At 48.7% G+C, this 24,247-nt stretch carries 25 protein-coding genes and 1 pseudogene; 19 read left to right on the top strand and 7 right to left on the bottom strand.

What is annotated here, in order from left to right:
* Window positions 1-224 precede the first annotated feature (224 nt).
* From QMK20_RS20405 to QMK20_RS20395, 3 genes are all read left to right on the top strand, one after another.
* Window positions 225-707, top strand: coding sequence for a hypothetical protein (locus QMK20_RS20405; protein ID WP_044648314.1), 483 nt, complete (start codon window positions 225-227; stop codon window positions 705-707).
* A gap of 136 nt (window positions 708-843) precedes the next feature.
* Window positions 844-1,335, top strand: coding sequence for a hypothetical protein (locus QMK20_RS20400; RefSeq protein WP_137060035.1), 492 nt, complete (start codon window positions 844-846; stop codon window positions 1,333-1,335).
* 106 nt (window positions 1,336-1,441) lie between these two features.
* A complete protein-coding gene (locus QMK20_RS20395; RefSeq protein ID WP_283653072.1) occupies window positions 1,442-1,819 on the top strand; it encodes a hypothetical protein in 378 nt (125 codons plus the stop codon).
* 76 nt (window positions 1,820-1,895) lie between these two features.
* Here QMK20_RS20395 and QMK20_RS20390 read toward each other — a convergent pair whose 3' ends face one another.
* From QMK20_RS20390 to QMK20_RS20380, 3 genes are all read right to left on the bottom strand, one after another.
* Window positions 1,896-3,251, bottom strand: a complete 1,356-nt coding sequence (locus QMK20_RS20390) for a dipeptidase (RefSeq protein ID WP_283653071.1) — start codon at window positions 3,249-3,251, stop codon at window positions 1,896-1,898.
* A gap of 190 nt (window positions 3,252-3,441) precedes the next feature.
* A complete protein-coding gene (locus QMK20_RS20385; RefSeq protein ID WP_082067275.1) occupies window positions 3,442-3,618 on the bottom strand; it encodes a YjfB family protein in 177 nt (58 codons plus the stop codon).
* A 37-nt stretch (window positions 3,619-3,655) separates the two neighbouring features.
* Window positions 3,656-5,650: a methyl-accepting chemotaxis protein gene (locus QMK20_RS20380; RefSeq protein ID WP_283653070.1), complete on the bottom strand. Its 1,995-nt coding sequence runs from the start codon at window positions 5,648-5,650 to the stop codon at window positions 3,656-3,658.
* Between the two features lie 165 nt (window positions 5,651-5,815).
* Here QMK20_RS20380 and QMK20_RS20375 point away from each other — a divergent pair, with 165 nt between their 5' ends.
* Complete coding sequence (locus QMK20_RS20375) at window positions 5,816-6,232, top strand: hypothetical protein (protein ID WP_283653069.1); 417 nt, start codon at window positions 5,816-5,818, stop codon at window positions 6,230-6,232.
* Between the two features lie 157 nt (window positions 6,233-6,389).
* On the opposite strand, the gene QMK20_RS20370 is transcribed toward QMK20_RS20375, so the two are convergent.
* Window positions 6,390-7,517 carry an SGNH/GDSL hydrolase family protein gene (locus QMK20_RS20370; RefSeq protein WP_283653068.1) on the bottom strand — a complete coding sequence of 376 codons (1,128 nt, stop codon included), beginning with the start codon at window positions 7,515-7,517 and terminating at the stop codon, window positions 6,390-6,392.
* A gap of 224 nt (window positions 7,518-7,741) precedes the next feature.
* Complete coding sequence (locus QMK20_RS20365; RefSeq protein WP_283653067.1) at window positions 7,742-8,455, bottom strand: GT-D fold domain-containing glycosyltransferase; 714 nt, start codon at window positions 8,453-8,455, stop codon at window positions 7,742-7,744.
* 216 nt (window positions 8,456-8,671) lie between these two features.
* On the opposite strand from QMK20_RS20365, the gene QMK20_RS20360 reads away from it, so the two are divergent.
* From QMK20_RS20360 to QMK20_RS20340, 5 genes and pseudogenes are all read left to right on the top strand, one after another.
* Window positions 8,672-9,379 (top strand): glycosyltransferase family A protein, encoded by a 708-nt coding sequence (locus tag QMK20_RS20360; protein ID WP_283653066.1) that lies wholly within the window; start codon window positions 8,672-8,674, stop codon window positions 9,377-9,379.
* Between the two features lie 19 nt (window positions 9,380-9,398).
* Entirely contained in the window at window positions 9,399-10,379 is a 981-nt protein-coding gene (locus QMK20_RS20355; protein ID WP_283653065.1) for a polysaccharide biosynthesis protein, read from the top strand.
* Window positions 10,380-10,381: 2 nt separating this feature from the next.
* Entirely contained in the window at window positions 10,382-11,731 is a 1,350-nt protein-coding gene (locus QMK20_RS20350; RefSeq protein WP_283653064.1) for a nucleotide sugar dehydrogenase, read from the top strand.
* 109 nt (window positions 11,732-11,840) lie between these two features.
* Window positions 11,841-12,553: pseudogene (locus QMK20_RS20345) on the top strand (class I SAM-dependent methyltransferase); the annotation flags it as partial.
* An 89-nt stretch (window positions 12,554-12,642) separates the two neighbouring features.
* Window positions 12,643-13,755 carry a glycosyltransferase family 2 protein gene (locus QMK20_RS20340; protein WP_283656317.1) on the top strand — a complete coding sequence of 371 codons (1,113 nt, stop codon included), beginning with the start codon at window positions 12,643-12,645 and terminating at the stop codon, window positions 13,753-13,755.
* On the opposite strand, the gene QMK20_RS20335 is transcribed toward QMK20_RS20340, so the two are convergent.
* Window positions 13,747-14,625 carry a DUF72 domain-containing protein gene (locus tag QMK20_RS20335; protein ID WP_283653063.1) on the bottom strand — a complete coding sequence of 293 codons (879 nt, stop codon included), beginning with the start codon at window positions 14,623-14,625 and terminating at the stop codon, window positions 13,747-13,749. The genes QMK20_RS20340 and QMK20_RS20335 overlap by 9 nt on opposite strands.
* A 231-nt stretch (window positions 14,626-14,856) precedes the next feature.
* Between QMK20_RS20335 and QMK20_RS20330 the strand changes: the two genes are divergently transcribed.
* From QMK20_RS20330 to QMK20_RS20310, 5 genes are all read left to right on the top strand, one after another.
* Window positions 14,857-15,600 (top strand): class I SAM-dependent methyltransferase, encoded by a 744-nt coding sequence (locus QMK20_RS20330; protein ID WP_283653062.1) that lies wholly within the window; start codon window positions 14,857-14,859, stop codon window positions 15,598-15,600.
* A 23-nt stretch (window positions 15,601-15,623) separates the two neighbouring features.
* Complete coding sequence (locus tag QMK20_RS20325) at window positions 15,624-16,646, top strand: MBL fold metallo-hydrolase (protein WP_283653061.1); 1,023 nt, start codon at window positions 15,624-15,626, stop codon at window positions 16,644-16,646.
* A 52-nt stretch (window positions 16,647-16,698) separates the two neighbouring features.
* Complete coding sequence (locus QMK20_RS20320; protein WP_283653060.1) at window positions 16,699-17,334, top strand: NAD(P)-dependent oxidoreductase; 636 nt, start codon at window positions 16,699-16,701, stop codon at window positions 17,332-17,334.
* Window positions 17,335-17,462: 128 nt separating this feature from the next.
* A complete protein-coding gene (locus QMK20_RS20315; protein ID WP_283653059.1) occupies window positions 17,463-18,101 on the top strand; it encodes a TetR/AcrR family transcriptional regulator in 639 nt (212 codons plus the stop codon).
* Window positions 18,102-18,208: 107 nt separating this feature from the next.
* Entirely contained in the window at window positions 18,209-19,000 is a 792-nt protein-coding gene (locus QMK20_RS20310; RefSeq protein WP_283653058.1) for an SDR family NAD(P)-dependent oxidoreductase, read from the top strand.
* A 284-nt stretch (window positions 19,001-19,284) separates the two neighbouring features.
* Here the strand turns inward: QMK20_RS20310 and QMK20_RS20305 are convergent, their stop codons facing one another.
* A complete protein-coding gene (locus QMK20_RS20305) occupies window positions 19,285-19,842 on the bottom strand; it encodes a phosphatidylglycerophosphatase A family protein (protein ID WP_283653057.1) in 558 nt (185 codons plus the stop codon).
* 152 nt (window positions 19,843-19,994) lie between these two features.
* Here QMK20_RS20305 and QMK20_RS20300 point away from each other — a divergent pair, with 152 nt between their 5' ends.
* The 5 genes from QMK20_RS20300 (at window position 19,995) to QMK20_RS20280 (ending at window position 24,107) form a co-directional block, all read left to right on the top strand.
* Window positions 19,995-21,053, top strand: coding sequence for a GerMN domain-containing protein (locus tag QMK20_RS20300; RefSeq protein WP_283653056.1), 1,059 nt, complete (start codon window positions 19,995-19,997; stop codon window positions 21,051-21,053).
* 93 nt (window positions 21,054-21,146) lie between these two features.
* Entirely contained in the window at window positions 21,147-21,908 is a 762-nt protein-coding gene (gene rph / locus QMK20_RS20295) for a ribonuclease PH (protein WP_283653055.1), read from the top strand.
* The gene (locus QMK20_RS20290; protein WP_283653054.1) at window positions 21,908-22,540 is read left to right on the top strand and encodes an XTP/dITP diphosphatase; all 633 of its coding nucleotides are present in this window, start codon (window positions 21,908-21,910) and stop codon (window positions 22,538-22,540) included. Before rph ends, QMK20_RS20290 begins: the two co-directional genes overlap by 1 nt.
* Window positions 22,541-23,129: 589 nt before the next feature.
* Window positions 23,130-23,462: a peptidoglycan-binding domain-containing protein gene (locus tag QMK20_RS20285; protein ID WP_283653053.1), complete on the top strand. Its 333-nt coding sequence runs from the start codon at window positions 23,130-23,132 to the stop codon at window positions 23,460-23,462.
* Between the two features lie 15 nt (window positions 23,463-23,477).
* Entirely contained in the window at window positions 23,478-24,107 is a 630-nt protein-coding gene (locus tag QMK20_RS20280) for a DUF4367 domain-containing protein (RefSeq protein WP_283653052.1), read from the top strand.
* Window positions 24,108-24,247: the final 140 nt, after the last annotated feature.

The following is a 24,247-nucleotide window of genomic DNA, read 5'->3' as shown; positions in this document are numbered from 1 at the left end:
AAAAGATAAAAATGCATCTTGTGATAGTCTAAGGAGGCGAGTATAGATCCCTGCGAAATCAGTGCTCAGGATATAGACAAAATGGAAGACAGCTCGGGTTTTGAGTTATACTTGTATTAAAAGGATCACAAGGCAGAAAAGCTCGTTGCTTCAGGTAGCAGTAAGTAGCTTTTGCTTAGGTCTACCTGTGGTATATTCTTGATCGGAGGTGAACGGGGAGACATATGACACAAAACGAACATTTGATGACCTATACGCTGAACAGCGGTATAAAGGGAACAGTCGACCTATCCAGTAAGCAGGTTCAGGAATGGATAAAAGCATATCGAATTGGCAGCAAGTTTGTAACGGTAGTTGGTAAACAGTATTTTGGTTTGAATCCTGAATTGGTAGCAGATTTTAAGGTACATAATGAATACTCGGAGCAGCGGGATCATATATCCATGATACAGCCTGCGGTGGTAAGTAAAGCTGTAGACGTAGACCCGTTGGCAGAGGCGTACAGTCAGTATAAAACGTTAATTCAGGTAGAGTGCAAATGCGGAGCTTCCTATATAGAAGAGTCGCCGCATAAAAGGACCAAGTGGTCATGCAAGGAATGCAATAACATTGTGTTCCTGGATCGCAAAAAGGGTATGGTGGATACGGAAAAAGGCAAGGCGTGGTATATGACCAACAAATACTATGTGGAAAGACAAAGCAACTGACCCAGGTCAGTTGCTTTTATTCTATATGTGCATTCCCTGAGCTTTATAAATCAGCTATAACCTTTTGCCAAATAATAAAATTGATGTTTTTTGCGCTTTGTAGTACATTATCAAGTGTATTATAAGGAGGCTTCTCATGTACGGACATAGACAAGATGATACTTTATACATCATGACTTACACATTAAATAGCGGTATCAAGGGCACAGTGCCTTTGTCTAATCAACAGATACAGGAATGGCTTGAGTGTTACAGAATTGGCAAAAAATTTGTAACCGAGATTGGCAAAGAGTACTTTGGGCTACATGCGGAACTGGTGGCTGATTTTAAAGTTCATAATCAGTATTCAAGCTATCAGGAAGTCATTATCCCGGTTCAACAGCCGGATACAGGCTTGAAGGAGCTGTCCCAAGCTTACAAATCAACAGAAACCTTGATCAAAGTAGATTGCAAATGCGGTACCTCGTATGTAACGGAATCTCCCTTTAAGCGGACCAAGTGGTATTGCACCAAATGCCGGGAAATTGTTTTTCTCGATAACAAAAAGGGAATGGTCGACACTTCCAGAGGCAAGGCTCATTATATGACCAATAAGTATTTTGTGGAACGGGAAACAACTGGCGTATAAGCCGGTTGTTTTTTTGTATATGATGGAAGCATACCGATAAAAAGATAACGATAGTCAGGTGGTGAACGTCATCCGGGAAAATTATACGAACGGCGCAAGGAATCGCATGAGGACGAATAATGTGTACATAAACGAAACGCTTCAACTGGAACAAATCATAAGTGACCTGCGGGTGATGGGCTATGTGGCTTTTCATCATCATCCGCAAATTACAGGTGAGCTTGAAGAATTGAAAAAGCAACTATTGTCGTTTTTTCAGCATCATCATGTTTTGTGGATTGAGCTTGACCCGCTAACGCAATATGCGGTGGTGAACAACATGGGGAAGGCCACGGTGTTGAAACTTATGGGTCGGAAAATGAACCCGCTGCGTGATCTGAGAGCGAACGCTGCTTTGGCCGGGCAACCGCTTCACGAGTTGGATCGGGAAATAGAACGGTTGAATCGGCTGGTTCGTCTGTTGCGCTACACCCGTTTTTCTTAGGCGACGGCAGCCAATGTAAAAAAGCATTCACGAAGCATGGTTGATCACATGCCGTGAATGCTTTTTTGGTATCAGCTTACACAGATTTCAAAAATTCCACAATGGTCAGCAGACCCTTATCAAAATTTTCCAAATTAAAATGCTCATTCGGCGCGTGTAAGTTCTCATCCGGCAAGCCAAAGCCCATCAATACGACGGGTGCAGTTAGCACACGGGAGAAAGTTTCCACGATTGGGATGGAGCCGCCGTCCTTGGTAAACAGGGCACGTACACCGTATACCTTCTCAAAAGCATCTGCCGCTGCTTGCAGAAATGCGTGTGACGGGTCGATGTTAAACGCGTTCGCTTTTTCACCCTGCTGGATGTTCAGCGTGGCACCTGTCGGAACATGGGCGCGCAGATGGCGCTCGATTTTGTCCAGAATGTCCTGCGGATTCTGGTTGGCAACCAGGCGGCACGTAATTTTGGCGTGAGCTTCCTTCGGAATGACCGTCTTCGTGCCTTCGCCCTGGAAGCCGCCATACACGCCGTTCAGCTCCAGCGTCGGACGTGCCCCGACACGCTCGACGAAGCTGAATCCTTCTTCGCCGTACAGGGAATCAAGCGCAAGATCCTTTTGCAACTTGCTCTCATTGAAATCTTGCTTCACGAACTCTGCTCTCATCTCAGCCGATAGCGGCGCGACATCGTCGTAGAAACCGTCGATGCTGACGCGTCCCTTGTCGTCATGCAGCGTTGCCAGCAAGGATACTAGGGCATGCAACGCGTTCGGCACACCGCCGCCAAAGGAGCCAGAATGCAGATCCGTATTGGCGGTGTGGATCGAAACTTCCAGTGAGCACAATCCGCGCAGACCTGTGCAAATGGCAGGCTTGCCTTTTTCGATCAGGGAGGTGTCGGATACCAGTACAGCGTCGGCAGCCAGACGGTCTGCACCTGTCTGCAAAAATTCAAGTAGGCTCGGGCTGGACACTTCTTCCTCGCCCTCGATGCAAAATTTGATGTTCAGCGGCAGCTTGCCTTCCTGCTTCAAAATGGCTTCGACCGCCTTAATGTGCAAGAATACCTGACCCTTATCATCTGTAGCTCCGCGCGCATACAGCTTTCCGTCACGGATCGACGGCTCGAACGGTGGAGTTTCCCACAGATGAAGCGGGTCGACTGGCTGTACATCATAGTGACCGTACACGAGGATTGTCGGTTTACCGGGTGCGTGCAGATAATCCGCATACACCAGCGGATGGCCTTTAGTCGGAATGATTTCAACGTTTTCCAATCCGGCAGACGTCAGTTTGGCGGCAAGCCAATCGGCTGCTTTGTTAATGTCTCCTTTATGCTCGGATAATGCGGAAATACTCGGAATGGACAACCAATCCTTCAGCTCATCAAGCTGCTGCTCTCTGACCTTTTCGAAATATGCGGAATAACTCATGATTTATGTATCCTCCTCTTTCATTGTGCGGTTTTTGCTCTATCCTCCGAACCAAGGCCGTGGACGATATGTATAGTTTACTACGTTTTGCGCTGAACGAAAAATCGCGATGGTAGATGTGTTAAAAAAATAGGCGATCTGCTCCGGTCCGTTTAGAACCGAACAGATCGCCCGTCGAATAGCGGTGAAGCTACGCCCGAAGGTCCAGTTGACCTCCGAGATGAGGCTGTACGCTTTTTTCCATCATCTGGATCAGTGCTTGTCCCTGTTCACCAGCTTGATCCTTAGCCATACCCAATACTTTCACGCTCACGGCTTGCGCCAAGCTGGCCTGGCTCATACCTGTTGATAATGCTGCGATATCCATGTTTTCATTCCTCCTTTGTCGTGAAGACTCTTACTATTTATCGGTCAGAACTGTTATTTGTTTCATCCAATTGGAACTGTGCCAGCAAATCTTGGAGCTGTTCTGCCAGACGGGTTAAATCTGCGGCAGAGGAACCGATCTCTTCCATGGAGGCGAGCTGTTCCTCTGCGGCCGCAGATACCGTCTCGGTATGGGATGCGGCTTCTTCGGCAATACGTGTAATTTCCTCCATACTGCCGACCACTGCACTTGTTCCTTGTGCTACTCCTGCTGTAGAAGCTGAGACGTTGTCAAGCTGCTTCGCCGATTTAACGATCGCTCTACGAATTCGGGAGAAGGAGCGGCCGGACAGATCCACGGAATTAATGCCTTCGCTTACGCGCTCTTTGGCAGATTCCATCGAGGTCAGGGCCTCGGATACGCCGTTTTGAATCCCTTGAATTTGCTCACGGATCTGTTGTGCCGAATGAGCTGAGTTTTCCGCTAGCTTGCGGACTTCAGTCGCTACAACTGCAAAGCCTTTACCATGCTCTCCGGCGCGTGCTGCTTCAATAGAAGCGTTCAGGGCGAGCAGGTTGGTCTGGCTGGCGATTTCGGTAATGACCGTGACAATCGTTCCGATTCGTCCGGATCGTTCACTCAATGCGCCAATAATCGTATCCAGCTCTTCCACTGTTGTGCGAATGCCGTCAATGGAGACGACACTATTGCCGATATGTTCACTGCCTGTATCCGACGCCTGAATGGCCTGAGAAGAGAACGTGGTCATTTCAGTCATGGCCTCGGTCATAGCCGCGATATCTGTTGACATACCTGACACACGATCCTGATTTTCTTTGGCATTGTTGGCTTGTCTTTCGCTGCCTGCGGCCACATCCTGAATGGCTTCGGTCACATGTTCAATCGCGCGGGTTGTTTGTTCTGCACCTGCGGCGAGCTCTTGCGAGGAGGCTGACAGATTGCCTGTCATGGCTTGGATTTCTTTGATCATGTTACGCAGGCTATCCACCGTTTTTTGAAAATATCTCGATAAGTCGCCGATTTCATCTGTGCTGTTCGTAGCGACATTGATGGAAAGATTGCCTTGGCTGATAGCATCCATAGAATTACGCAATCTTTGGATCGGTTTGAGTATACTGCTGATTAGCCACAGCGCCAGCACACCGATGACGATAGCTGAAATGACCAGCACCACGATGGTCGTGATGAGGATCGGTTTGGCGGAAGCATTTGTTTCCGACTTGTCCATCGTTCCAGCAATTTTCCAGCCGGTCAGAGCGTTAGTTTTAAAAATCAGGTTTTTGGCTACGCCATCCAGTTTGTAATTAAAGCTGCCTTCCTTGGAGGTGAACAGTTGTGGCAACATTTCTCCCAATTTCGTACTTCCGCTGACTTCTATCGGGTGAGTAACGATACGCTTGGTGTTATCCAATATCATGACATAACCTTGCTGCCCGATTTTTAAATTCGTAATTTCCTTTAAATTATTCAGGTTCAGGGAAAGACCGAGAACACCGCTATTGTCAGGAAGCGTACGTGAAATATACACAACGGCGACCTTAGCTGTATTGAGTCCGACAGGGCTGATTACGGTTTGTCCGGGTTTCTCCATGGCCTGTTTGTACCACGGACGCTCACGAGGATCGTTTGTGGAGCCTACGGCTTTGCCAATAATGAGTTTTCCTTCAGGAGTTCCTACGAACATATCGAGGGCTTCCGCATGCATTTTCAAATAGATTTGCAGCTCCGTCAGGAGTGCTGCATCTGCTTCTGGAGTGTTGTCACTGGCCGTCATCGTAGTAGCGTAATATTCGATATCTGCAATTTTGGCTTGAATCGTCTGGGTGACTGCGCGGTCGGCTGCGGTAACGCTAGTCGTCGCACTGTCCATTAATTGCTGGTCTGTCTGGTTATACGCTGCCTGATAAGAAAAAGAGCTGACAATAATACTAGGAACAAGCATGACCAGCAAGAATGCTGCTGTTAATTTCTTACGTAGTGTTAATGTTTTCAGTCGTTTCAGTTGTTTCATCAAACCCCCTGCTTTCTATCTACATATTCATTTCTAGTGCTTATATCATATGTATTTACTATCGGTTATTTTAAGCTGAATTGATAGATTTATTGCTAATTTGTCCAAGTCGCTTAAGAATTTCTCGCATATCATGGAGTATCTTGCAATTTGGAGGGATAAGCAATGGGTTTTTTTCTGGATATGAGAAGTTCAACAAATTCATCAAAATCAGGTGAGGGTCCCGATGTCCAGCTGGGTCCTGAACCGGAGCGGTTTGGTTTGATTACCCTGCGAACTTTTCTTGTACCGGGTCCGATTGTGACCTTTAGCGGTTCCATAGGTCTGATTGGTGAACTTGGTGATACGTATGCGGTTGAAATCGTACGTGGCACCGACTACGATCCGAGCGATGTTATTTACCGGGCAGAGGGTGTACTTGGCGTCACAGGAGCCACTGAAACGCAAGCTTTTAATGCACAGGATCTTTCCGCGCCATGGGCGATACAAACAGTGTATTCCTCTTATATTTCCGGGGTATCGACGACCGTACGTAACGGTCCAGAGGTATTTACTGGCATCGCTTCGACTCCTTTTTTCTAAATAGATCAGACGAGTATTTCTTTATTAAGAATTTGCCTCCTGTTTATGGTTCTCCTATGATTGTCAACAACACCCAGAACACAAATATCCTGGGTGTTGTGATGTTATGTTTACTTCAAGAGAGTGGTTCAACAGAGTTGATTCTGCTTCCTGGATTCTAATTCTTTAAAATTTCTCGCAAATACCCTGTCAACTCATTTGCCGCTTTGGTATGGGCGAGAAGCCCTGGATGGCTGCGAGACCCTAACGTTTCTTCCGTCGTGTTAGGCAGTTGGAACACGGACACATTCCGATCCCTCGTTCTTTTCTTGTACGCGTCTACCGCCCGGTAGATCGCTGGCATCATCGGAGTACCAAGCATCCCATAGGCCCACACAATATGGGCAGCAGGATTACAGGTCCGAAGCTTGACAAGGAAATTTTCGGTAGCGTTTTCAAAAGCTTGTAAATCTTCTTCATTGAATGTCCCGTCCTCGTTCAAGCGTTGCTTGTACACTTTCCCGCTTGCTGGGTCCGTCCATGCGGGAGAATAGAAGGCTCCCCCGTCATTAGTCCCCAAATTCACCACGACCACATCCGGCTGCCATGAGGTAAAATCATGATCGGAAAATGCCCCTAATGCTTCATTTCTCTCTCCGCTGAGCACACCACATATCTGCTCATAATATGCTGGTATGTTTGCATGCGGATTATTATCCCAACTCGTTAGGACACCCCATCCGCTTTGTGACAATACTCGGTAATCGGCATTCAGTGCTTCGGCAGTTATGGCTGTATAATTATGTAGTGCCGTGAACAACATGGGAACCCAGTCTGTCTCCTCCTTTGCTCCAATCGTTCCTTCTCCCGAGGTAATGCTGTCACCGATAAATTCCACCTTGTAAGGCTTATCTGTGACCGGCAGCAATTCTCCGTCAACCTTCAGGGCATGAATTTGCAACAAGATGCGCGAGTCAAAACTCATAGGCTGGACATCCTTGACCACCCGGACATTTTTAACCATGTTAGGATTCATTCCTCTCAAAAGACAAATCCAATGCCGTCCTGCGGTCACCATCAAGCGACTCATCGGGGCACCATTGATGACAATACTGATCCAGTGCTCATACACCTGGTAATCGGCCTCAATTTCAATCCACAGCTCCGAGCCCTTGATATTCAATTCAATGCCGCTGCCTGTCCAAAACAGAGTTAGTGGTGTAAGTGTTTGCGTAGTTCGACCATGAACCTTTACATGCTTAGCTTTTGTAAGTGGATATGTCTTCAATTTCTTGTTATGTGTCATTTACGATATCCTCCTCGTGATCTCCAATTTAATGCTAGTTTCTATAATATTGTAAAATAAGTGACATGAAATCTCAAAGTCTATTTTTAAGCTAGCAAGGTTTCAAGGCTTTATTTAGATATTCCATGCGACCACGTACTTTAGGACGGTTTGTGATAGCTAAAAGCACCAGCAAATCTTGAATTTGCTAGTGCTTTTTTGATATGAGAAGCAGAGGCTATCCATTAATTCGCTTTGCCGAACATTACGATATTAATTGCCTTGCCGAAGTCTATACCTACTTTGCCAGTTAGTTCTGCCGTTTTTTGCGCCAGTACGACCGCATTGACCCCGCAGGAGAATAGCGCAATATCAAAGTCATCTTTATGCGCTGCGATCCACTGGAGCGTTTTATCCATTTGTTCATATTGATGAAATGCAAGCGTGTGCGGGATATGCAGCTGATACGGCTCGGCTTCAAGGACGGGCTTCACTTCGGCGGCTGTACGGGTGACGAGCAGGATGCGCCGATTTTTAAGCATGTCCCAGAAAGCGGGTGTCTCAGCCAAATACCGGTTCAGGCAGGCATGGCAGGTCAGCGCAGGAGAGAGGCTGTAATGGTTAAAAACCTGGTCGGTCAGCTCCCGCTTCATATAGGACGGTGCTTTGATAGATTCGTCATCATAAGGCAGGATGCCAGCAATATCGACTTTGCGTACCGCCTCGGCTACCGAATCTCGCAATTTCGTATTCGGTAGAAACAATCCTTTTTGCCCGAGATTGGCTTTGACTGCCCAACGTTCCTGCAACACCTTTTCCATCGGCCAGACGGTATCCTGAGACAAAATCAAATTTTCACCATCCCCAATCCGAATGAGCGAGAAGGGCTGCTGTTGATCCAGTGCCAACTTCAAATGATTCAATACCTCGTCAATCTCCAGATACTTTGGCTTAGTCATATCATGCTTCCTCCCTGTCTATCCTTCTTCTTCAGCTTTTAGAATGGTGCAAAAAACTCTGTATTCTATCATATGTCGAAAGCGGCAAGGTTTTTGTATGATCAGCTATTCTTTTTGGATTCTACCTATTTATTGAAAGAGTTGATGCATTTGTACGTGCCGTTTCCCCGGCGGTTTCATAACTTGTGAGGAGACGGTTGAAAGGGAGGAAGATGAATGAATCGCAAGATTGTGATTGAAATTAATTTTAATAACTACGGGATGAATCCCAATCGGCTGACACGTGAGTGGATCAGCGAGCGGCTGGATGTATTCAGAACCTTTACGCTGCGCAGCTTGCTCAGTCAGACGAATGCGGATTTCTTGTCTGTCGTCAAGCTGGCGGGAGGATGCAGTGACATCGTGGAGGATGAATTAGCCAAGCGTGAGCCGATTCCCGACCATATCCGCTTTGGTACCAGCATCGAAAGCAAGCGCCGCATTAATGCGTATATCGAAGGCGCGGACGAACTGCTTATTGCGCGAATTGATTCCGACGATTTGTATCATCAATCGTTTGTGCAGCAGTTGCATGATTACGAATTTCAGCCGGATACGGTCGCGTTGGTGAACCAGATGGGTTACCTGTGGGATGCCGTAGAAGGTCAGATGGCACCGGTATTTCACCGTTCGCCTTCTTTTTATGTGTTTCGCTATCGAGTGGAGGATTTTCTGAACGATTACCGTGTCGCCATTCCTGGGAAGGGTACGCACGGATATGTAACGGAGCTGCCGCATGAGGTCATTCCGCTTCGCAACTATGTGAACGTCATCCATGCCGCAAATACTTCTGTAAAAAAAGTGCCAGCGAAGGATCGGCTGACAGAGGATGACATGAAGGCTGTGCTGGCTGAATTTCTGGGGACGGGCACTGTCAATTCGTAACGGTCAGGAGGAGATTATATTGTTCAAAGGCAAAAAACTGCTGGTGACCGGAGGAACGGGATCTTGGGGGCAACGTCTAACGGCGGAATTACTCAAGGAAGGACCAGCGGAAATTCGTATTTTTTCACGCGGTGAATTTGCACAGATTGCTATGCAGCGTCAATTCCAGTCTGATCCCCGGTTGAATTTTGTTATAGGTGATATTCGGGATCTTCAGGCATTACAAGAGGCATGTCGCGGGATGGACTATGTGTTCCATCTGGCGGCGTTGAAGCATGTCCCCGTGTGCGAGAGACAGCCAGAAGAGGCTTTCAAGACGAACGTATACGGTACGCAAAATGTAATCCGGGCCAGCATTGAGCAGGGAGTCGCCAAGGTTATTGACGTCTCTACCGACAAGGCAGTAGACCCGGTGAATGTATATGGCATGACGAAGGCGATTGGCGAAAGACTGATGATTCGTGCCAACGATCTGAGCGAGCGCACCCGTTTTGTGTGTATTCGCGGCGGCAATGTGCTGGGTACAAGCGGAAGTGTTGTGCCGTTGTTCAAGCGCCAGATCGCGGAAGGGCAGGATTTGACGCTGACCAGTCCTGATATGACCCGTTTTTTCCTCACGCTTGGAGAGGCTATTGGCTTGCTGCTGAAGGCTTCTGTGGCGGCGATTGGTGGAGAGACGCTGGTTATGAAAATGAAGGGCTGCAACATTGCAGATCTGGCGGAAGTGATGAAGGAGCAGGCGGGCCAGCCATCTTTGAAAGTAAAAGAAATCGGCATACGCGGTGGGGAAAAGCTGCACGAAGTTCTGATTTCTCCTTATGAGGTGCCGCACACGTACCGCTATGATGATCGTTATTTTGTCATTCTCCCACAGCAAGCAGACAAGCGATTACTGAGCCAATATGGCGGGCTGGAACGGGTGAGCTTTGATCAATACCGCTCGGACGATGAGTTAATGGACCGCGCAGGCATTGCTGAGCTATTGCGAGGTGTGGAGTAACGATGAAAGAGGTGGGTATTTTGCAACTTATGGAAAAAATAACTAAAGGCACGGTAAAGGTTGCGGTGATCGGCCTCGGTTACGTGGGACTGCCGATGGCTGTGGAAATGGCACGAGCCGGTTACGACGTGTATGGTGTGGATTCCGATCCGGTCAAAGTAGCCAAGCTGCTTCAAGGACAATCGTACATCATAGATATTGACGATGATGCGTTGGAGGGTCTGATCGGGCAGAGGCTGCATCCGGTTACGGATATCAAGGTGCTGGAGCATTCGGATATCGTCGTCATCTGCGTGCCTACGCCACTGACGGATGACCATCAGCCGGATACGTCCTATATAGAAACGGCTATCGACCAAGCTATCCCCCATTTGCGAAAACAGACGCTGCTGATTTTGGAAAGTACCACATATCCGGGAACGACGGAGGAACTGATCCGCCCGGTGATTGAACAGCGAAGGGGCTGGACGGTAGGCCAGGATTTTTACGTGTGTTTTTCACCAGAGCGCGTCGATCCGGGCAGTGTTCATTTTAACATTCGGAACACGCCCAAGGTGATTGGCGGCTGTACTCCGGATTGCCTGGCAGCAGGAGTAGCCTTTTACGGCTCCTTTCTGGAGCAAATGGTTCCAGTCAGCTCGACAACAGTCGCGGAAGCTGCGAAGCTGTTCGAGAATACGTTTCGCAGTGTCAACATCGGGATGGTCAATGAGCTGACAGCGGCCTGTGAGAAAATCGGCATCAACATATGGGAGGTGCTGGATGCGGCAGCAACGAAGCCCTTCGGCTATATGCCGTTCTATCCGGGGCCTGGCATCGGGGGTCACTGTATTCCGGTCGATCCGCTGTATTTGTCATGGAAATCCGAGCAGCATGGGCTTGAGCTGGAGTTTGTGGATTTGGCAGACCGTATGAATCGGCGTATGCCGCTGTATATTGCGGAGCGAATTGAAACCCTGCTCGCCCAGGAAGGTAAAGCTGTGAACCAGTCCGAGATCGTTCTGGCGGGCGTAGCCTACAAAAAAGACATTGATGATGTTCGGGAATCCCCTGCTCTTGTCCTGTTTGAGCACTTAAAGGAAATGGGCGCTTCGGTGAGCTTCACCGACCCGTATGTAAAGAGCTTTAAGCTGAACGGCGAGGTCATCCAATCTCGTGCGGCGAACACCCGCCTGTGGGAAAGTGCAGATATCGTCGTGATCACGACGGATCATTCTGCCCTGGATTACCAGCAGTTAGTCGACCATGCTCCGCTGGTGTTCGATACACGCAACGCGACGGTGAATTGCACAGGTGGTCATGTCGTGATACTGGGGAATCCCGGTGCTGGAGGGGGCGCCGCTGTTGGCTAACCGTGATCAGGTAAATGAGCGCTATTACGGGCAGATTAACTCGGAGGAATCTCATGAGGCTACCCGTAACAGAATCCACTGGATTTGCCGCCATGTGCAGGGTCATACCGTGCTGGATGCTGGATGTAGTCAGGGGATCACGTCCATTTTGCTCGGGCGGGAAGGCTTTGAGGTAACGGCCATTGATTTGGAAGAGGGCAGCATTTCATATGCAAAAAAGAACTTCGCCAGGAATCTGCACCTGTTCGTGGAAGAGTTCATTTTCAGTTAAAAGATATTTCTCAATTCGAACGTCCGCCCGGTGGATTTGACACGATTATTTTAGGTGAGATTTTGGAGCATTACGCACACCCTCATACATTGCTTGCACAAGCCTACCGTTTGCTTCATAAAAAAGGGACGCTCGTCCTTTCTGTACCCTACGGATATCATCCGTTTCACGATCACAAGTGGACCTACTATGCCGGGAGCCTGTCCAGTGTGCTGTTTCCTTATGTTGATGAACAAGCGCTGGAGGTGCATCACAAATATTTGTGCTTCGCAGGCCGTAAAAAAGCGAAAGAGCTGCGCGAAGCCAATCCGGGGGCAGAGCATTTGGCCCGCTGGATGGCGCTAGATGAGGAACAATTCCGGCTGGTGGAGCAGCAGCATGTTCGCAAAATGAATCAGCGCAAGGCAGCGCTCGACAAGGCGGTACAGCGAATCCGACACATGGAGGAACGGGCATTGCCACCGGAGAGGGCTGCACGTCCTGAAGAGGCGGGCAAGGCGCAGAATGAAGGGAAAGGTGCATATACTGATGGCGGGTCTACCGGGAAATAGACCGGGAATACAGCCAACGGTAAAGGGGATGGGTTGAAGTCATGACGACGGAAATGCCCAAGACGCATAGCTGTAGTGCGGAAGGCTCTATAACTAAACCTCCCGTCACCATCAGCTTGTGTATGATTGTGCAAAACGAGGAGCAGACACTTGCCCGCTGTCTGGATTCGGTGGCGGACCTGATGGATGAAATGATCATCGTGGACACAGGTTCCACGGATCAGACGAAGACGATTGCAGCCCGTTATACGGATCGGCTGTATACATTCGACTGGAACGACGATTTTGCCTCCGCCCGTAACGAATCGTTCGACAAGGCGACCTGTTCCTATGTCCTGTGGCTGGATGCGGACGATGTGCTGCTGGAGCCGGATCGGGAGCGCCTGCGTTCCTTGAAGCGGCATTTGTCTATGGACATTGACGCGGTGGTGATGCCACTCCATCTGGCGGAAGGTGAGCAGGGGGAGCCATTATTCACCTCGCGCCGTATTCGTCTCGTGAAGCGGGAGCGTCAATACCGCTGGGCAGGGCGTCTGCATGAGGATCTGGTGATACCCGAGGGGCGAATCGTCCATTCAGATGTGGCTGTAACGCACCGCCGCATGGAAGATCACACGCTCCGTAATCAACGTATCCTTGCCCGCTGGATCAGCGAAAGCGGCAAGCTGGAGGGACGTCTGCTGTATTTTTACGCGAATGAGTGCTTTGATCGTAAGGAATATGTCGAGGCGGCAGAGGCGTTCAATCGCCTGCTGGGAGAGCCGAGTGGCTATCGGGAGGACCGGATTACGGCTTGCGTACGGTTGGCGGAATGCTATCTTCATCTCGTGCAGCCGGAGCAACAACTGGATAGTTTGCTGCGCTCCTTCCGATATGATGTGCCGCAAGCGGATCTGTGCTGCATGATCGGTGACTGGTTCTTCACACGAAAAGAGTGGAGCACAGCCGCCTACTGGTACGAAAAAGCACTGGAGCAGCGGGGCGTATCTGGTTTGAGAGCTGTTCCGCTGCCCTGCTACTCCTGGCTGCCGCATGTACGACTTAGCCATTGCTGTGCCAATCTGGGCAAGCTGGACGCTTCATATGAGCATAACCAAAAAGCTTTGCGATACTTGCCTGAGGACCCGCATTTGCTGGATAACGAACTCAAGCTCAGGAGTGCTATTCAAAACCTTTCATCCTCAGCCCGCCCTTCAAAATAGTTCAAGCTGTTCCGGTCCATTGTCCTCCTCGGGTGGCTTGCGGGGTGGAAAAGGCTTAGGCTCCATGCCGAGCATGGTCATGAGCTGCTTGGCGTTAGCGGCGGCATCTCCACCTGAGTTGTTGTTGAAAATAACGCACACCTCGCGGCTTTGCTGCTCCAGCTCCAGCAAACGGTCTTTCCATTCGGCCAGCTCGCTCTCATTATACCGATACAGATAACGAACCTCTCGCCAGTTGGGTGCGGAGCTTTGATTCCAGCCGGACACATTCCGTCCGTGGAGACGTACCACTGTCATATTGCTGTCCGTAGCCTGCGGCACAATCGGGACGGACCCCAGTCCCGCCTGCGGCTCGTCGCATACGCTGTGTATCCAGCCTTCCTCACGCATAAATGCCAGCGTTTGCTTTCGAAACTCGGGTGTGAACCAGCTTTGATTTCTGAATTCAAGTACGGATGGGACATCTCCTATCCTTTTTTTCGTATCACGCAGCACGGCGACGTTCTCACGTGTACAGTCGAACCAGGGTGGATATTGGAACAGCACAGCCTTGAGCTTGCCTGCTTCGCGGAGAGGCTGTATGGATGTATGCAATGCTTCGTACATGGCATCAGTTGTTTTGAAATAAGGCTGTTTGCCGCGCGTATGCCCGGTCATGCCCTGATAGGCTTTGACGAGAAATGAAAATGAGTCAGGGGTTTCGGTCGCCCAGCGTGCCATACGATCTGTGGGCTGCACAGCATAAAAAGAACTATCCATCTCCACCACTGAAAAATGGCTTCCATAGACGCTTAATTTTTGGTTGGCTTTGGTGCCGACTGGATACAGATCATCGTGATCGCCCCAACCCGTCAGTCCGATTTGAATCATAACGTTGTCGCTCCTTTCCTTCATGAATAGCATCAAAAGGCGTTCCCTTGATTCATTTTAATGATAAAATGGGGTGAATCGCATGAAGCTGGTATGAAGTTCCTATGAATATTTAAGCATAAATATGGTTATTGTAACATGTTGCTTAATCGTAATGTTTTTGAGTTTCCAGTTTGAAAAAGCTAATATAGTATGTAATAGAGCGAAATGAGTTCATGGAGGAGAAACAATATGGCAGAATGGTATGAGCAGAGCTTTGGGGAAGATTACTTATTAGTATACAAGCATCGCGACTTTCAGGGAGCCTATCAGGAAGTGCAGAAAATGATCTCCTGGCTCAAATTGCCGCAGGGATCCAGCGTATTGGATTTGTGCTGTGGTATGGGACGTCATTCGCTTGCGCTCGCAGATGCCGGCTATAAGGTAACGGGCGTGGATTTGTCCGGTGTGCTGCTGCGTGAAGCACATGCTTCCGATCCTGAAGGACGGGTTAGCTGGCATCAGGGCGATATGAGAGAGGTGCCGCTGGAGGAAAGCTTTGATGCGGTGGTAAATTTGTTTACTTCCTTCGGTTACTTTGAGGAGGACGCGGAGCAGCTTAGAGTATTAAAAGAAATTTATCGGCTGTTGAAGCCGGGCGGACGTTTTATTATAGATTATTTGAATCCTGCGTACGTAGCCGCTCATCTGATGCCGCATTCGTCACGGGAGGATGAAGGAAGTCAGATTGAGGAGCATCGGGTTATCGAGGACGGATTTGTGAAAAAACAGATTGCCATTCGTTCAATAGTAGTAGCGGGTGAAGAGCCTGCACGTGTGTATCATGAGCGCGTCAAGCTGTATCCGTATGAAAAATTCCGTGCTTTGCTGGAGGAAGCGGGACTGTCTGTAGAGCAGGTACATGGAAGCTATAACGAAGATGAATATATTGAAAATGCATCGCCCCGAATGATTTTTGTCGGTGTGCGTGCTTGATACGGAAAGGCGGTTGGGAAGCCATGAAGATGCCGGAGCTGACCCCGTGTGAACGGATCGACGGAGGCTTTCAGGTCAAAATATCCATGTCCTTTCCGCTGCGCTGGGTGAACAGCTATGTGCTGAAGGGGCAAGACGGATTTACGATCGTAGACCCCGGCCCGCGCAGTACGGATACGGAGGAAGAATGGGCGCATGTCTTCCGGGAGCTGGGGATGTCCTTTGGTGATATCTCGGACATTGTGGTGACTCATCATCACCCGGATCATTATGGTTTGGCGGGCTGGATGCAGCAGCAAAGTCAGGCTCGTGTACATATGTCAGCGCGAAGCCATAAGGAAGCGATGGTGATGTGGGGCCAGCCAGATTCACAAGCGGATATCTCTATGCCGATGGAGCAGAGGCTGCCAAGCTTTTTTGTCCGTCACGGCTTTCCTGTGGAGCAGGTATCGGCCTTGGAACTGCACATGCAGCAGGCTCATCTGCAAGTGAATCCACAGCCTGATATCACTGTTATTCCTGTCGGGGAGGATGCACGTCTGGAATTGGGTGGGCGCGGCTGGCTGCCCATTGAGACAGGGGGGCATGCGCCCGGACATGTCTCTTTGTATGAGCCGAATAGCGGCGTTATTCTGTGCGGTGACGCGGTTTTGCCAAGGATTTCGCCTAATATCAGTCTGCTGCCGGGAAGTGACCCCCAGCCCTTGCAGTCTTTTTTGAATGGTTTGCAGCGGCTTGGCGAGCTGGAGGTAGCGTGGGCATATCCGGGGCACCGTAATCCGTTTGGTTATTTTCGTGAACGGACGCAGGCGCTGCTGGAGCATCATGAAGAACGGCTGGACAAGTTCCATGAGTTGATCCAGCCAGAGGGCAGTACAGCCTATGAGCTGTGTATCGCTGTATTTAGTGACAAACTGGGGATTCATCAGCTACGGTTTGCCATGTCCGAGACACTGGCCCATCTGGTGGAACTGGAGCGACGCGGTCGGGCCTCTATAAGCGAGACGAACCCTATCGCACGTTTCTACCCGCTTCGCGGAAAGTAATGGCGGAAAGTAATAGAAGGACAACGGCATCCATGCCGGGAAAGAGGCTTTTATGAATTTGCTGCTGCTGGGGGCTACCGGACGTGTGGGGCGTTTTATTCTGGAATATGCATTAGCGGACGGTCATACTGTTACAGCTCTTGTTCGTTCACCGGACAAGCTGGAGGATTACATATTAAGATATGGGACGCTACTCCAGATCGTACAAGGAGATGCCACCAACGCTGAGGATGTAGCGCAAGCGCTGGAGGGTGGGACGACGGCTGTCATCAGCGCGCTGAATACGGATGGAACCACGACCTTATCCGTGAATATCCGTTTGCTGATCCGGCTTATGCAGGAGCAGTCCGTTCCCCGGCTCATTACAGTGGGGACGGCAGGGATTTTACAGAGCCGGACGGAGCCGGGCTTGTATCGGTATGAATCCTCCGAGCCCCGGCGGCGCAGCACCCGTGCGGCTGAGGAACACCGCCGGGTGTACGAACTGCTGCGCGATTCGGCGCTGGACTGGACGATAGTCTGCCCGACATGGCTGCCGGACGGAGCACGGACGGGCATATATCGCGTGGAAAAGGATCTGCTGCCCGAGGATGGCACACAAATTATGACCGCTGACACGGCCGATTTTACCTATCGTCAGTTGAGTAGCAGCGATTTTCTACACACACGGGTAGGCATTGCCTATTGATGCTGTAGCGAGTTTAATATTTGACAAAAATTCAGAATTAGAATACTATGATTCTTGTTGGTAACGTTGTTTCCGAAAAGATCACGTTCAAACTCTATGTTAAAAATAGTAAGGAAGTGCATTAAAAAATGTCCGAGCCATCGCATCCCTATAAAACCTATTCGGAAGTGAAGCTACAGCAGCAGCAATTGCTACGTAAAAATGTCATTGATGCCGCATGTATCCTTCTTGCGGAAGAAGGGCCTGAGGCCGTGACTGTACGACGAGTTGCCCAGAAATTAAGCTGTTCCACCAAGATTATTTACAGTATTTTCGGCAGCAAGGATGGTCTCGCCAATGAGATGTACCTAGATGGATGTCGGCTATTGGCCGAAACCTTTCAACAAGTTCCAAGCACCGATAACGTACTCGCTGATCTGGAAGCCCTAAGTTGGGCATATTGGCAATTTGCACAGCTTCATTCAGCCTATTACAAAATGATGTTTGGCGGGGCTTTATCTGATTTTAAACCGGATGAACAGAGTCTGGAGGGCACGACTACGGCCCTTTCTCGAATCACGGAAGCCGTAGCACATGCTATGGAGCAGGGTGAACTGGAAGAACATGATCCGCTGCTAGTTGTCCGCATGTTTTGGTCTGCTTTACATGGAGTCATACATCTTCAGTTTGCAGGTCATTTTTCAGATGTAGATATGGCTCAAGGGGTGTATGTATTTACACTGAAGAATATGCTCGCAGCATTTAAAACATCCTCATCCCAATCTTAAGATATAAGGTGTACTGAGGTCGTCATAATAGGTGACTTCGGTTCATTTTGGAACAATGGTAACAATGTTTCTTAAATAAAACAACGATACTATGGAGGTTCATAATCATGTTTATGTACGCAAACAAAACAGCTCTGATCACAGGTGCATCATCCGGTATTGGCGAAGCCTTTGCCTATTCGCTGGCAGCTCAAAAATGCAATCTCATTTTGGTTGCACGTAATGAAACGAAGTTGAAGGCGTTGGCTAAAGAGCTTTCTGCTAAATACAATGTAAAGACAACAGTCATCGCACTTGATCTTTCTGTGATAGGAGCACCGCAAACATTACATCAGGAGGTTCAAAAACATCATCTAAAGGTGGATCTCTTGATTAACAATGCCGGCTTTGCCACCTATGGATACTTTGAGCAGGTTTCAGGAGAACGGCAGCATGAGGAAGTCATGCTCAATGTGGCTGCTTTAGTCGATATCACCCATGCATTTATGCCTGATTTATTGCGTAACCGGGATGGCGGATTAATCAATGTGGCTTCCACAGCCGCATTTCAGCCCGATCCGTATATGGCGGTGTATGGAGCAACCAAAGCATTTGTGCTTTCTTTTACTGAAGCGCTATGGGCAGAAAATCGGAAACGGGGGCTTAAAGTTCTGGCCCTTTGCCCAGGCTCAACAGAAACGCCGTTTTTTGATATTGTTGGCGCAAGTGAAGCGTCAATTGGAATTAGGGAAACTCCCCAAACCGTTGTGAAGAACGCGCTGAGAGCATTTGAAAAGGGGCGTAGTCACATCATTTCCGGTCGCCAAAACTATTGGGTAGCTCAGGTGTCCCGGTTCTTCTCTCGCCAATCCACGCTGGGAATTGTAGAACGTGCACTGCGCCCACAAAATAAAATTTAGATTGTATAAATCACATTAGTTTTCCCCATGCGCCGGGTCTGATCGCTTCTCATTTGAAGATCAGACCTGGCATTTCTGCTTACATACATGTCAAGCGCACAGACGCTACTCCAGCCCTCTGGAATATAGTAAAATCCCATTCCACAGCGGAAGTGCCTGATCATAATCGTCAGCCTTCATGGTGCGGAATGTATTTCCTTCGGTCACGTTTGCCATGTCTTGTTCTCCTCTTACCCTGCATATATCTATTCTTTTCTAACCGTCGTTATCTAACGTGTCGTTAATTAACGAGTTGTATCCGGGGCGCTTTCCTCCCCAAGCTCCTGCTCGCGTTCTGCTTGCTTGCGATGAGCAATACGACTGCTGGCCGAAGCAGCGATGGCCCCGACAATATCGTCCAGAAACGTATGGATCGGCCCCAGGCTTTTATCGTTCAGTCGTTCCAGCACGCCCGGTTTAAGTTTATCGACATAACCGTAATTCGTAAATCCAATGCTGCCGTATACATTCACAATGGAAAAGGCCAAAATTTCATCCACTCCGTACAGCCCTTCATCATTTTCAATCATATCCTGCAATGGGGGAAGGAGAGCGCCTTGCTCGGCAAGGATATCCAGTTGGATGCCCGTAAGCACCGCATTTTGGACTTCGCGCTTCATCAGCACCTTTTCCACATTCTCAATACATTCTTCCACCGTTAAATTCGGGTAATATTTTTTTTGTAAAAGCATGACCAGCTCTGCGATCTCCGTAATGTTTACACCACGCTTGTGCAGCCATTCGCGGGTGGCATCGGCTACCTTTTTACTATTCAGGCTATAAGGTGCTTTTTTCTTGTCCATAAAGTTGAAGTTTCCCTCCTCGTATCGTTCCTGATTTCTACTGCAATTATGACCAGTGTGTCCAGTCGGATGAAAAAGTAGTTATTTTTTACGCGAGGCTCGTATACATATTAGTACAATCTGTACAAAATTGTTAGGGAGGAACTTCATTTATGAACATAAAACATCCATTGCGCGTAACGTCTGTAGTAGGGCTGCTGTCCCTGCCGTTGTTGTTGTCCGGATGCAGTCTTTTCGGCAATGAATCGGCATCTATTGATCCCCCGCCATCCACGACGGAGCAGTCCATGATTAAGGCGGTGACAGGAAAAGCTCCCATCAGCACTGGACAGCTGAGAGCTGTATTTTTACAGGATCATAACGGTTTGCTAGCCCCGGTATCCTTACCGATTGCTACAGGTGATGTGCAGGCGGATGCCAAGTCGGCGCTGGAAACGCTGGTGGAGGGCGGGCCGTATGCCGGATTATTGCCGGAGGGTTTCAAGGGCGTGCTGCCCCAAGGTACAGAAGTGAAGAGTGTGACGGTGGACAAGAAGAACAAGCTGGCAGTCGTCGAATTCAACAAATCGTTTGGGAGCTACAAGGCACAGGAAGAACGCAAATTAATGGAGAGCTTGACCTGGACCCTGACTGACCGTCCCGATATTCAAAGTGTACAAATCTGGGTGGATGGCAAAAAGCTGAACGAAATGCCTGTTGGCGGCACACCGCTGGATCATCCGCTGACCCGCGCAGTAGGCATTAATCTGGAGGTTGGTCATGGCGTAACGCCGCTAGATTCTAGTCCGGTCACGGTATATTTTTCATCCTCATCTCCCGCTGGAGTTCAATATTATGTGCCTGTAACACGGCTGGTCAGCCCGGAAAAAGATCGTGTTCAGTCCGCGCTGCATCAGTTGATCCAGGGGCCGCAGACCCAGGACGGACTACAGGAAGTCATGACAGGGGAGACGGCTCTGAAATCCGTGGAACGCTCCAAGGATAACGTGATTACGGTATCGCTCTCGGATGATATGTTCGCCAAGGGAGAAGCGGTGCCTGCCGAGTTTCTGGAATCGGTCGTGCTGACGGCGGCAGACAATTCAGAGGATGCGGTTAAAACCAAAATTCGGATTGAGCTGAACGGTGAAAAAAGTGTGATTGGACAAAATAATCAGAATTATGGAGAGCCTGTAACCAAGCCGCAGCACATTAACGAAATTCCTCTTTAAGGGCGACGAATCGTCCTTGGGGTGCTTTTGCCTGCACACTTTGGTAAAATAAACGTATAAGAACAGGTTGCATACGACGTAGGAGGAAAAAGCATGAGTAGATCTAACGGACGAAACGGTGATGAGCTGCGCCCGATGAAATTGACAGCAGGAGTAAATAAGTATGCGGAGGGCTCTGTTTTTATAGAGGTTGGCGAGACGAAAGTCATCTGTACAGCTACCGTGGAAGAACGCGTTCCACCCTTTATGAAGGGACAAGGGAAGGGCTGGGTGACGGCAGAGTATTCCATGCTTCCACGGGCGACTCATACGCGTAATCAGCGCGAAGCTGCACGTGGGAAGCTGACAGGCCGGACGATGGAAATTCAACGTCTGATCGGAAGAGCGCTGCGTTCGGTTGTGAATTTGCAGGCGCTGGGTGAGCGGACGATTACGCTGGACTGTGACGTGATTCAGGCGGATGGCGGCACACGCACGACTTCAATTACCGGTTCCTTCGTAGCGCTGGCGATTGCTGTGAATAAAATTGCGCTACAGCACAAGCTGCCTGTTTTTCCAATTACTGATTTTCTGGCATCCGTCAGCGTGGGGGTTGTTGGCGGCAAAGCGCTGCTCGATCTGAACTATGAAGAGGATTCCAAGGCCAAGGTAGACATGAACCTCGTGATGACCAGCGGCGGCAAGTATGTCGAGCTGCAAGGTACAGGTGAAGAAAGTCCGTTCGACCGTCAAGAGCTGGATCAACTGCTCAGCTTGGGTGAACAAGGAATTCTGCAAATGATCGAGCGTCAAAAAGAAGTACTCGGACCGATTGCAGACAAGATCGGAGCAGGACGTGCGGGGGCTGGGGCCTGATGCTGTTGGAGGGTCCGGTTGTTATTGTCGCTACGAAGAATAAAGGAAAATTGCGTGAATTCGCACATGCCTTTGCTCCGTTTGGCAAGGAAGTCAAAAGCATGTACGACTATCCTGACATCCCTGATGTCGTTGAGGATGGTAAAACCTTTGCCGAGAATGCTTTGAAAAAGGCCAAAGCGGTCGGAGATGTGCTCGGATTGCCTGTGCTGGCTGATGATTCCGGCCTGTGTGTGGATTTGCTGGACGGTGCACCGGGCGTATACTCGGCCCGTTATGCCGGAGAAGGTGCCAGCGATCACGAAAACAATATCAAGCTGCTCGACGTTCTGGAATCGAAGCAGCTTGGTGATGATACCGGACAGCCTTTGCTAAGCCCGGCTCAATTCGTCTGCACCTTGATTCTGTATAATCCGCAGACAGGGGAGACCTTGGAATCGACTGGCTCGGTGGAGGGCTGGATTACAACGGAAACCGCAGGCAGCGGGGGATTTGGCTATGATCCGTTGTTTTATTTGCCTGAGTTTGAAAAGACGATGGCCGAGCTGACGCTGGAACAAAAGCAAGCCATTAGCCACCGAGGCGTAGCATTGCGTGACTTGGCGAAAAAGCTTGGGAATCCGCAGGCATAGTTTTTAGCAATGTAGCTGCTGGGCTTGAGTAACCTTTAGATGCGTCTGTTGCCTCACCGTTTTATTGAACGGCTAAATAATTAAGCTAACATATAACAATAATGAAGGATAGCTGATTATACCCCTGTCAAGTAGACAGGGGTATAATCATGTATAGACTTTTGATTTTTCCATTTCCATCAAGCTTACCCAGAATTAAACCTCAGATTAGTCTGGGGTTTAATGGCAGGCGCTGGCGCAAGGAACCAGTTAACCAGCTGAAACAGCAGCAGCCTGGTCGGACCCCTTGTGCGGTTCAATTCCGCAGCGTGCCCCTGATAGATTGGGGGAATTGCCCATAGTTTTGTTGAAGAATTACAAAAATAAACTTATAATGTAAGAGAAGACAACCAAATGCAATATGCAGCTATTAATAGTGTAGCTGTATTTTGTACGTTCTTTATTAGTCATAAAACACATACAAATAACCTTTTACATAATCAGTCTGATTAATAAAGTCCATTCTTGTCTCGGGCTTTCAAGCATAGCAAGTGCTGCCAGTGATTTTAGTGGTTTCCCTACTTTGCGCCAAGGCGACAGCGGGGGATATGTGAGAGCATTACAAGCAAATTTATGGGCCTATGGACAACAGGGAACCGTAGGAACGATTGATGGAAGTTTTGGTAGCGGTGTGAAATCAGGGCTCCAAAATTTTCAAAGTGCTAAAGGACTAACAGCAGATGGAATAGCTGGTTCGGGGACTTGGAATAGAATGAACTATAATGTCTCTGTTGAAGTTCCAGGAAGATCTTTCTTCTTATCTACTCCTGACAGTTCGACTTATTACGTGTTTTATGGGACAGGAGATAGTGGTAGTGGTATGAGATATGCAGTTTTGTATAAAACCAATAATAGGACCGTTACTTCAGGTACAGTATATTAATAGGAGGGGTTTAATTTGAAAAAACAATTAGTTGCTGTAGCATTAGGTGGCGCACTCGTAATAGGTAGTGGTGCATTTGTATATAATTCCTATGCTGCCGAATCGGAAGTTCCATCACAGGTTCCGGTTGAGACCAAAGCAGAAGCGATTGATGCTTCAACAGCACAAGCGCCGATGGAAACACCAGCAGAGACAGTAGTTGAAAGCTCTACTGATATCGAAGGACTCATAAACATATCTGATGTACCAGCAGAAGATATCCATATTCCTAATCTAGCGCAGGGAGCCTCGCTTAAAACAGCAGCGGCTGGGGACGTAAGTTTGAAACCATTAAACACAACAGCACTAAAAGGCGAGAATGGATTGGTTATTAGACAATCATATCGCGGGAATGATGGAAAAGAAATTATGGTCATTCAAACCGAATCCCATATGGATAAACAGGCTACTATTGAGAGTTTGAAAGAATCATATAAAGAGGAAAAGGTTGAGTCGACTAAAATCAACGACCATACTGCTGTTTATGTTGACGGGCAAGCAAGAAAGGTTGTTCATCTGATTACGAAAGATCACTTTTATACTGTTTCCTCTTTTAATGCCACTCTTGATGAATTGATGGAAATTGTAAAAAAAATTCAAGAGTAATTTTTTGGTCGAACTAATTACTAAAAAACACAAACGATCCGTTTGTGTTTTTTAGTTTCCTTTCCCGATCCAGTCATAATTGAGTAAACCGTGTTATGCACATATCCCCTCCAGTTCACTCTATCCATGGTTCATGTGGG

This window comes from Paenibacillus sp. RC334, from assembly GCF_030034735.1.
Lineage (GTDB): Bacteria > Bacillota > Bacilli > Paenibacillales > Paenibacillaceae > Paenibacillus > Paenibacillus terrae_A.
Note: the sequence above shows the minus strand (reverse complement) of the source record. Positions and strands in the feature narration are given on the sequence as shown.

Excerpts from the sequence above, each read along its gene's own strand:
- QMK20_RS20405 (WP_044648314.1), top strand. The coding sequence starts at position 225 with ATGACACAAAACGAACATTTGATGACCTATACGCTGAACAGCGGTATA.
- QMK20_RS20400 (WP_137060035.1), top strand. The coding sequence starts at position 844 with ATGTACGGACATAGACAAGATGATACTTTATACATCATGACTTACACA.
- QMK20_RS20395 (WP_283653072.1), top strand. The coding sequence starts at position 1,442 with ATGAGGACGAATAATGTGTACATAAACGAAACGCTTCAACTGGAACAA.
- QMK20_RS20390 (WP_283653071.1), bottom strand. The coding sequence starts at position 3,251 with ATGAGTTATTCCGCATATTTCGAAAAGGTCAGAGAGCAGCAGCTTGAT.
- QMK20_RS20385 (WP_082067275.1), bottom strand. The coding sequence starts at position 3,618 with ATGGATATCGCAGCATTATCAACAGGTATGAGCCAGGCCAGCTTGGCG.
- QMK20_RS20380 (WP_283653070.1), bottom strand. The coding sequence starts at position 5,650 with ATGAAACAACTGAAACGACTGAAAACATTAACACTACGTAAGAAATTA.
- QMK20_RS20375 (WP_283653069.1), top strand. The coding sequence starts at position 5,816 with ATGGGTTTTTTTCTGGATATGAGAAGTTCAACAAATTCATCAAAATCA.
- QMK20_RS20370 (WP_283653068.1), bottom strand. The coding sequence starts at position 7,517 with ATGACACATAACAAGAAATTGAAGACATATCCACTTACAAAAGCTAAG.
- QMK20_RS20365 (WP_283653067.1), bottom strand. The coding sequence starts at position 8,455 with ATGACTAAGCCAAAGTATCTGGAGATTGACGAGGTATTGAATCATTTG.
- QMK20_RS20360 (WP_283653066.1), top strand. The coding sequence starts at position 8,672 with ATGAATCGCAAGATTGTGATTGAAATTAATTTTAATAACTACGGGATG.
- QMK20_RS20350 (WP_283653064.1), top strand. The coding sequence starts at position 10,382 with ATGAAAGAGGTGGGTATTTTGCAACTTATGGAAAAAATAACTAAAGGC.
- QMK20_RS20335 (WP_283653063.1), bottom strand. The coding sequence starts at position 14,625 with ATGATTCAAATCGGACTGACGGGTTGGGGCGATCACGATGATCTGTAT.
- QMK20_RS20330 (WP_283653062.1), top strand. The coding sequence starts at position 14,857 with ATGGCAGAATGGTATGAGCAGAGCTTTGGGGAAGATTACTTATTAGTA.
- QMK20_RS20325 (WP_283653061.1), top strand. The coding sequence starts at position 15,624 with ATGAAGATGCCGGAGCTGACCCCGTGTGAACGGATCGACGGAGGCTTT.
- QMK20_RS20320 (WP_283653060.1), top strand. The coding sequence starts at position 16,699 with ATGAATTTGCTGCTGCTGGGGGCTACCGGACGTGTGGGGCGTTTTATT.
- QMK20_RS20315 (WP_283653059.1), top strand. The coding sequence starts at position 17,463 with ATGTCCGAGCCATCGCATCCCTATAAAACCTATTCGGAAGTGAAGCTA.
- QMK20_RS20310 (WP_283653058.1), top strand. The coding sequence starts at position 18,209 with ATGTTTATGTACGCAAACAAAACAGCTCTGATCACAGGTGCATCATCC.
- QMK20_RS20305 (WP_283653057.1), bottom strand. The coding sequence starts at position 19,842 with ATGGACAAGAAAAAAGCACCTTATAGCCTGAATAGTAAAAAGGTAGCC.
- QMK20_RS20300 (WP_283653056.1), top strand. The coding sequence starts at position 19,995 with ATGAACATAAAACATCCATTGCGCGTAACGTCTGTAGTAGGGCTGCTG.
- rph (WP_283653055.1), top strand. The coding sequence starts at position 21,147 with ATGAGTAGATCTAACGGACGAAACGGTGATGAGCTGCGCCCGATGAAA.
- QMK20_RS20290 (WP_283653054.1), top strand. The coding sequence starts at position 21,908 with ATGCTGTTGGAGGGTCCGGTTGTTATTGTCGCTACGAAGAATAAAGGA.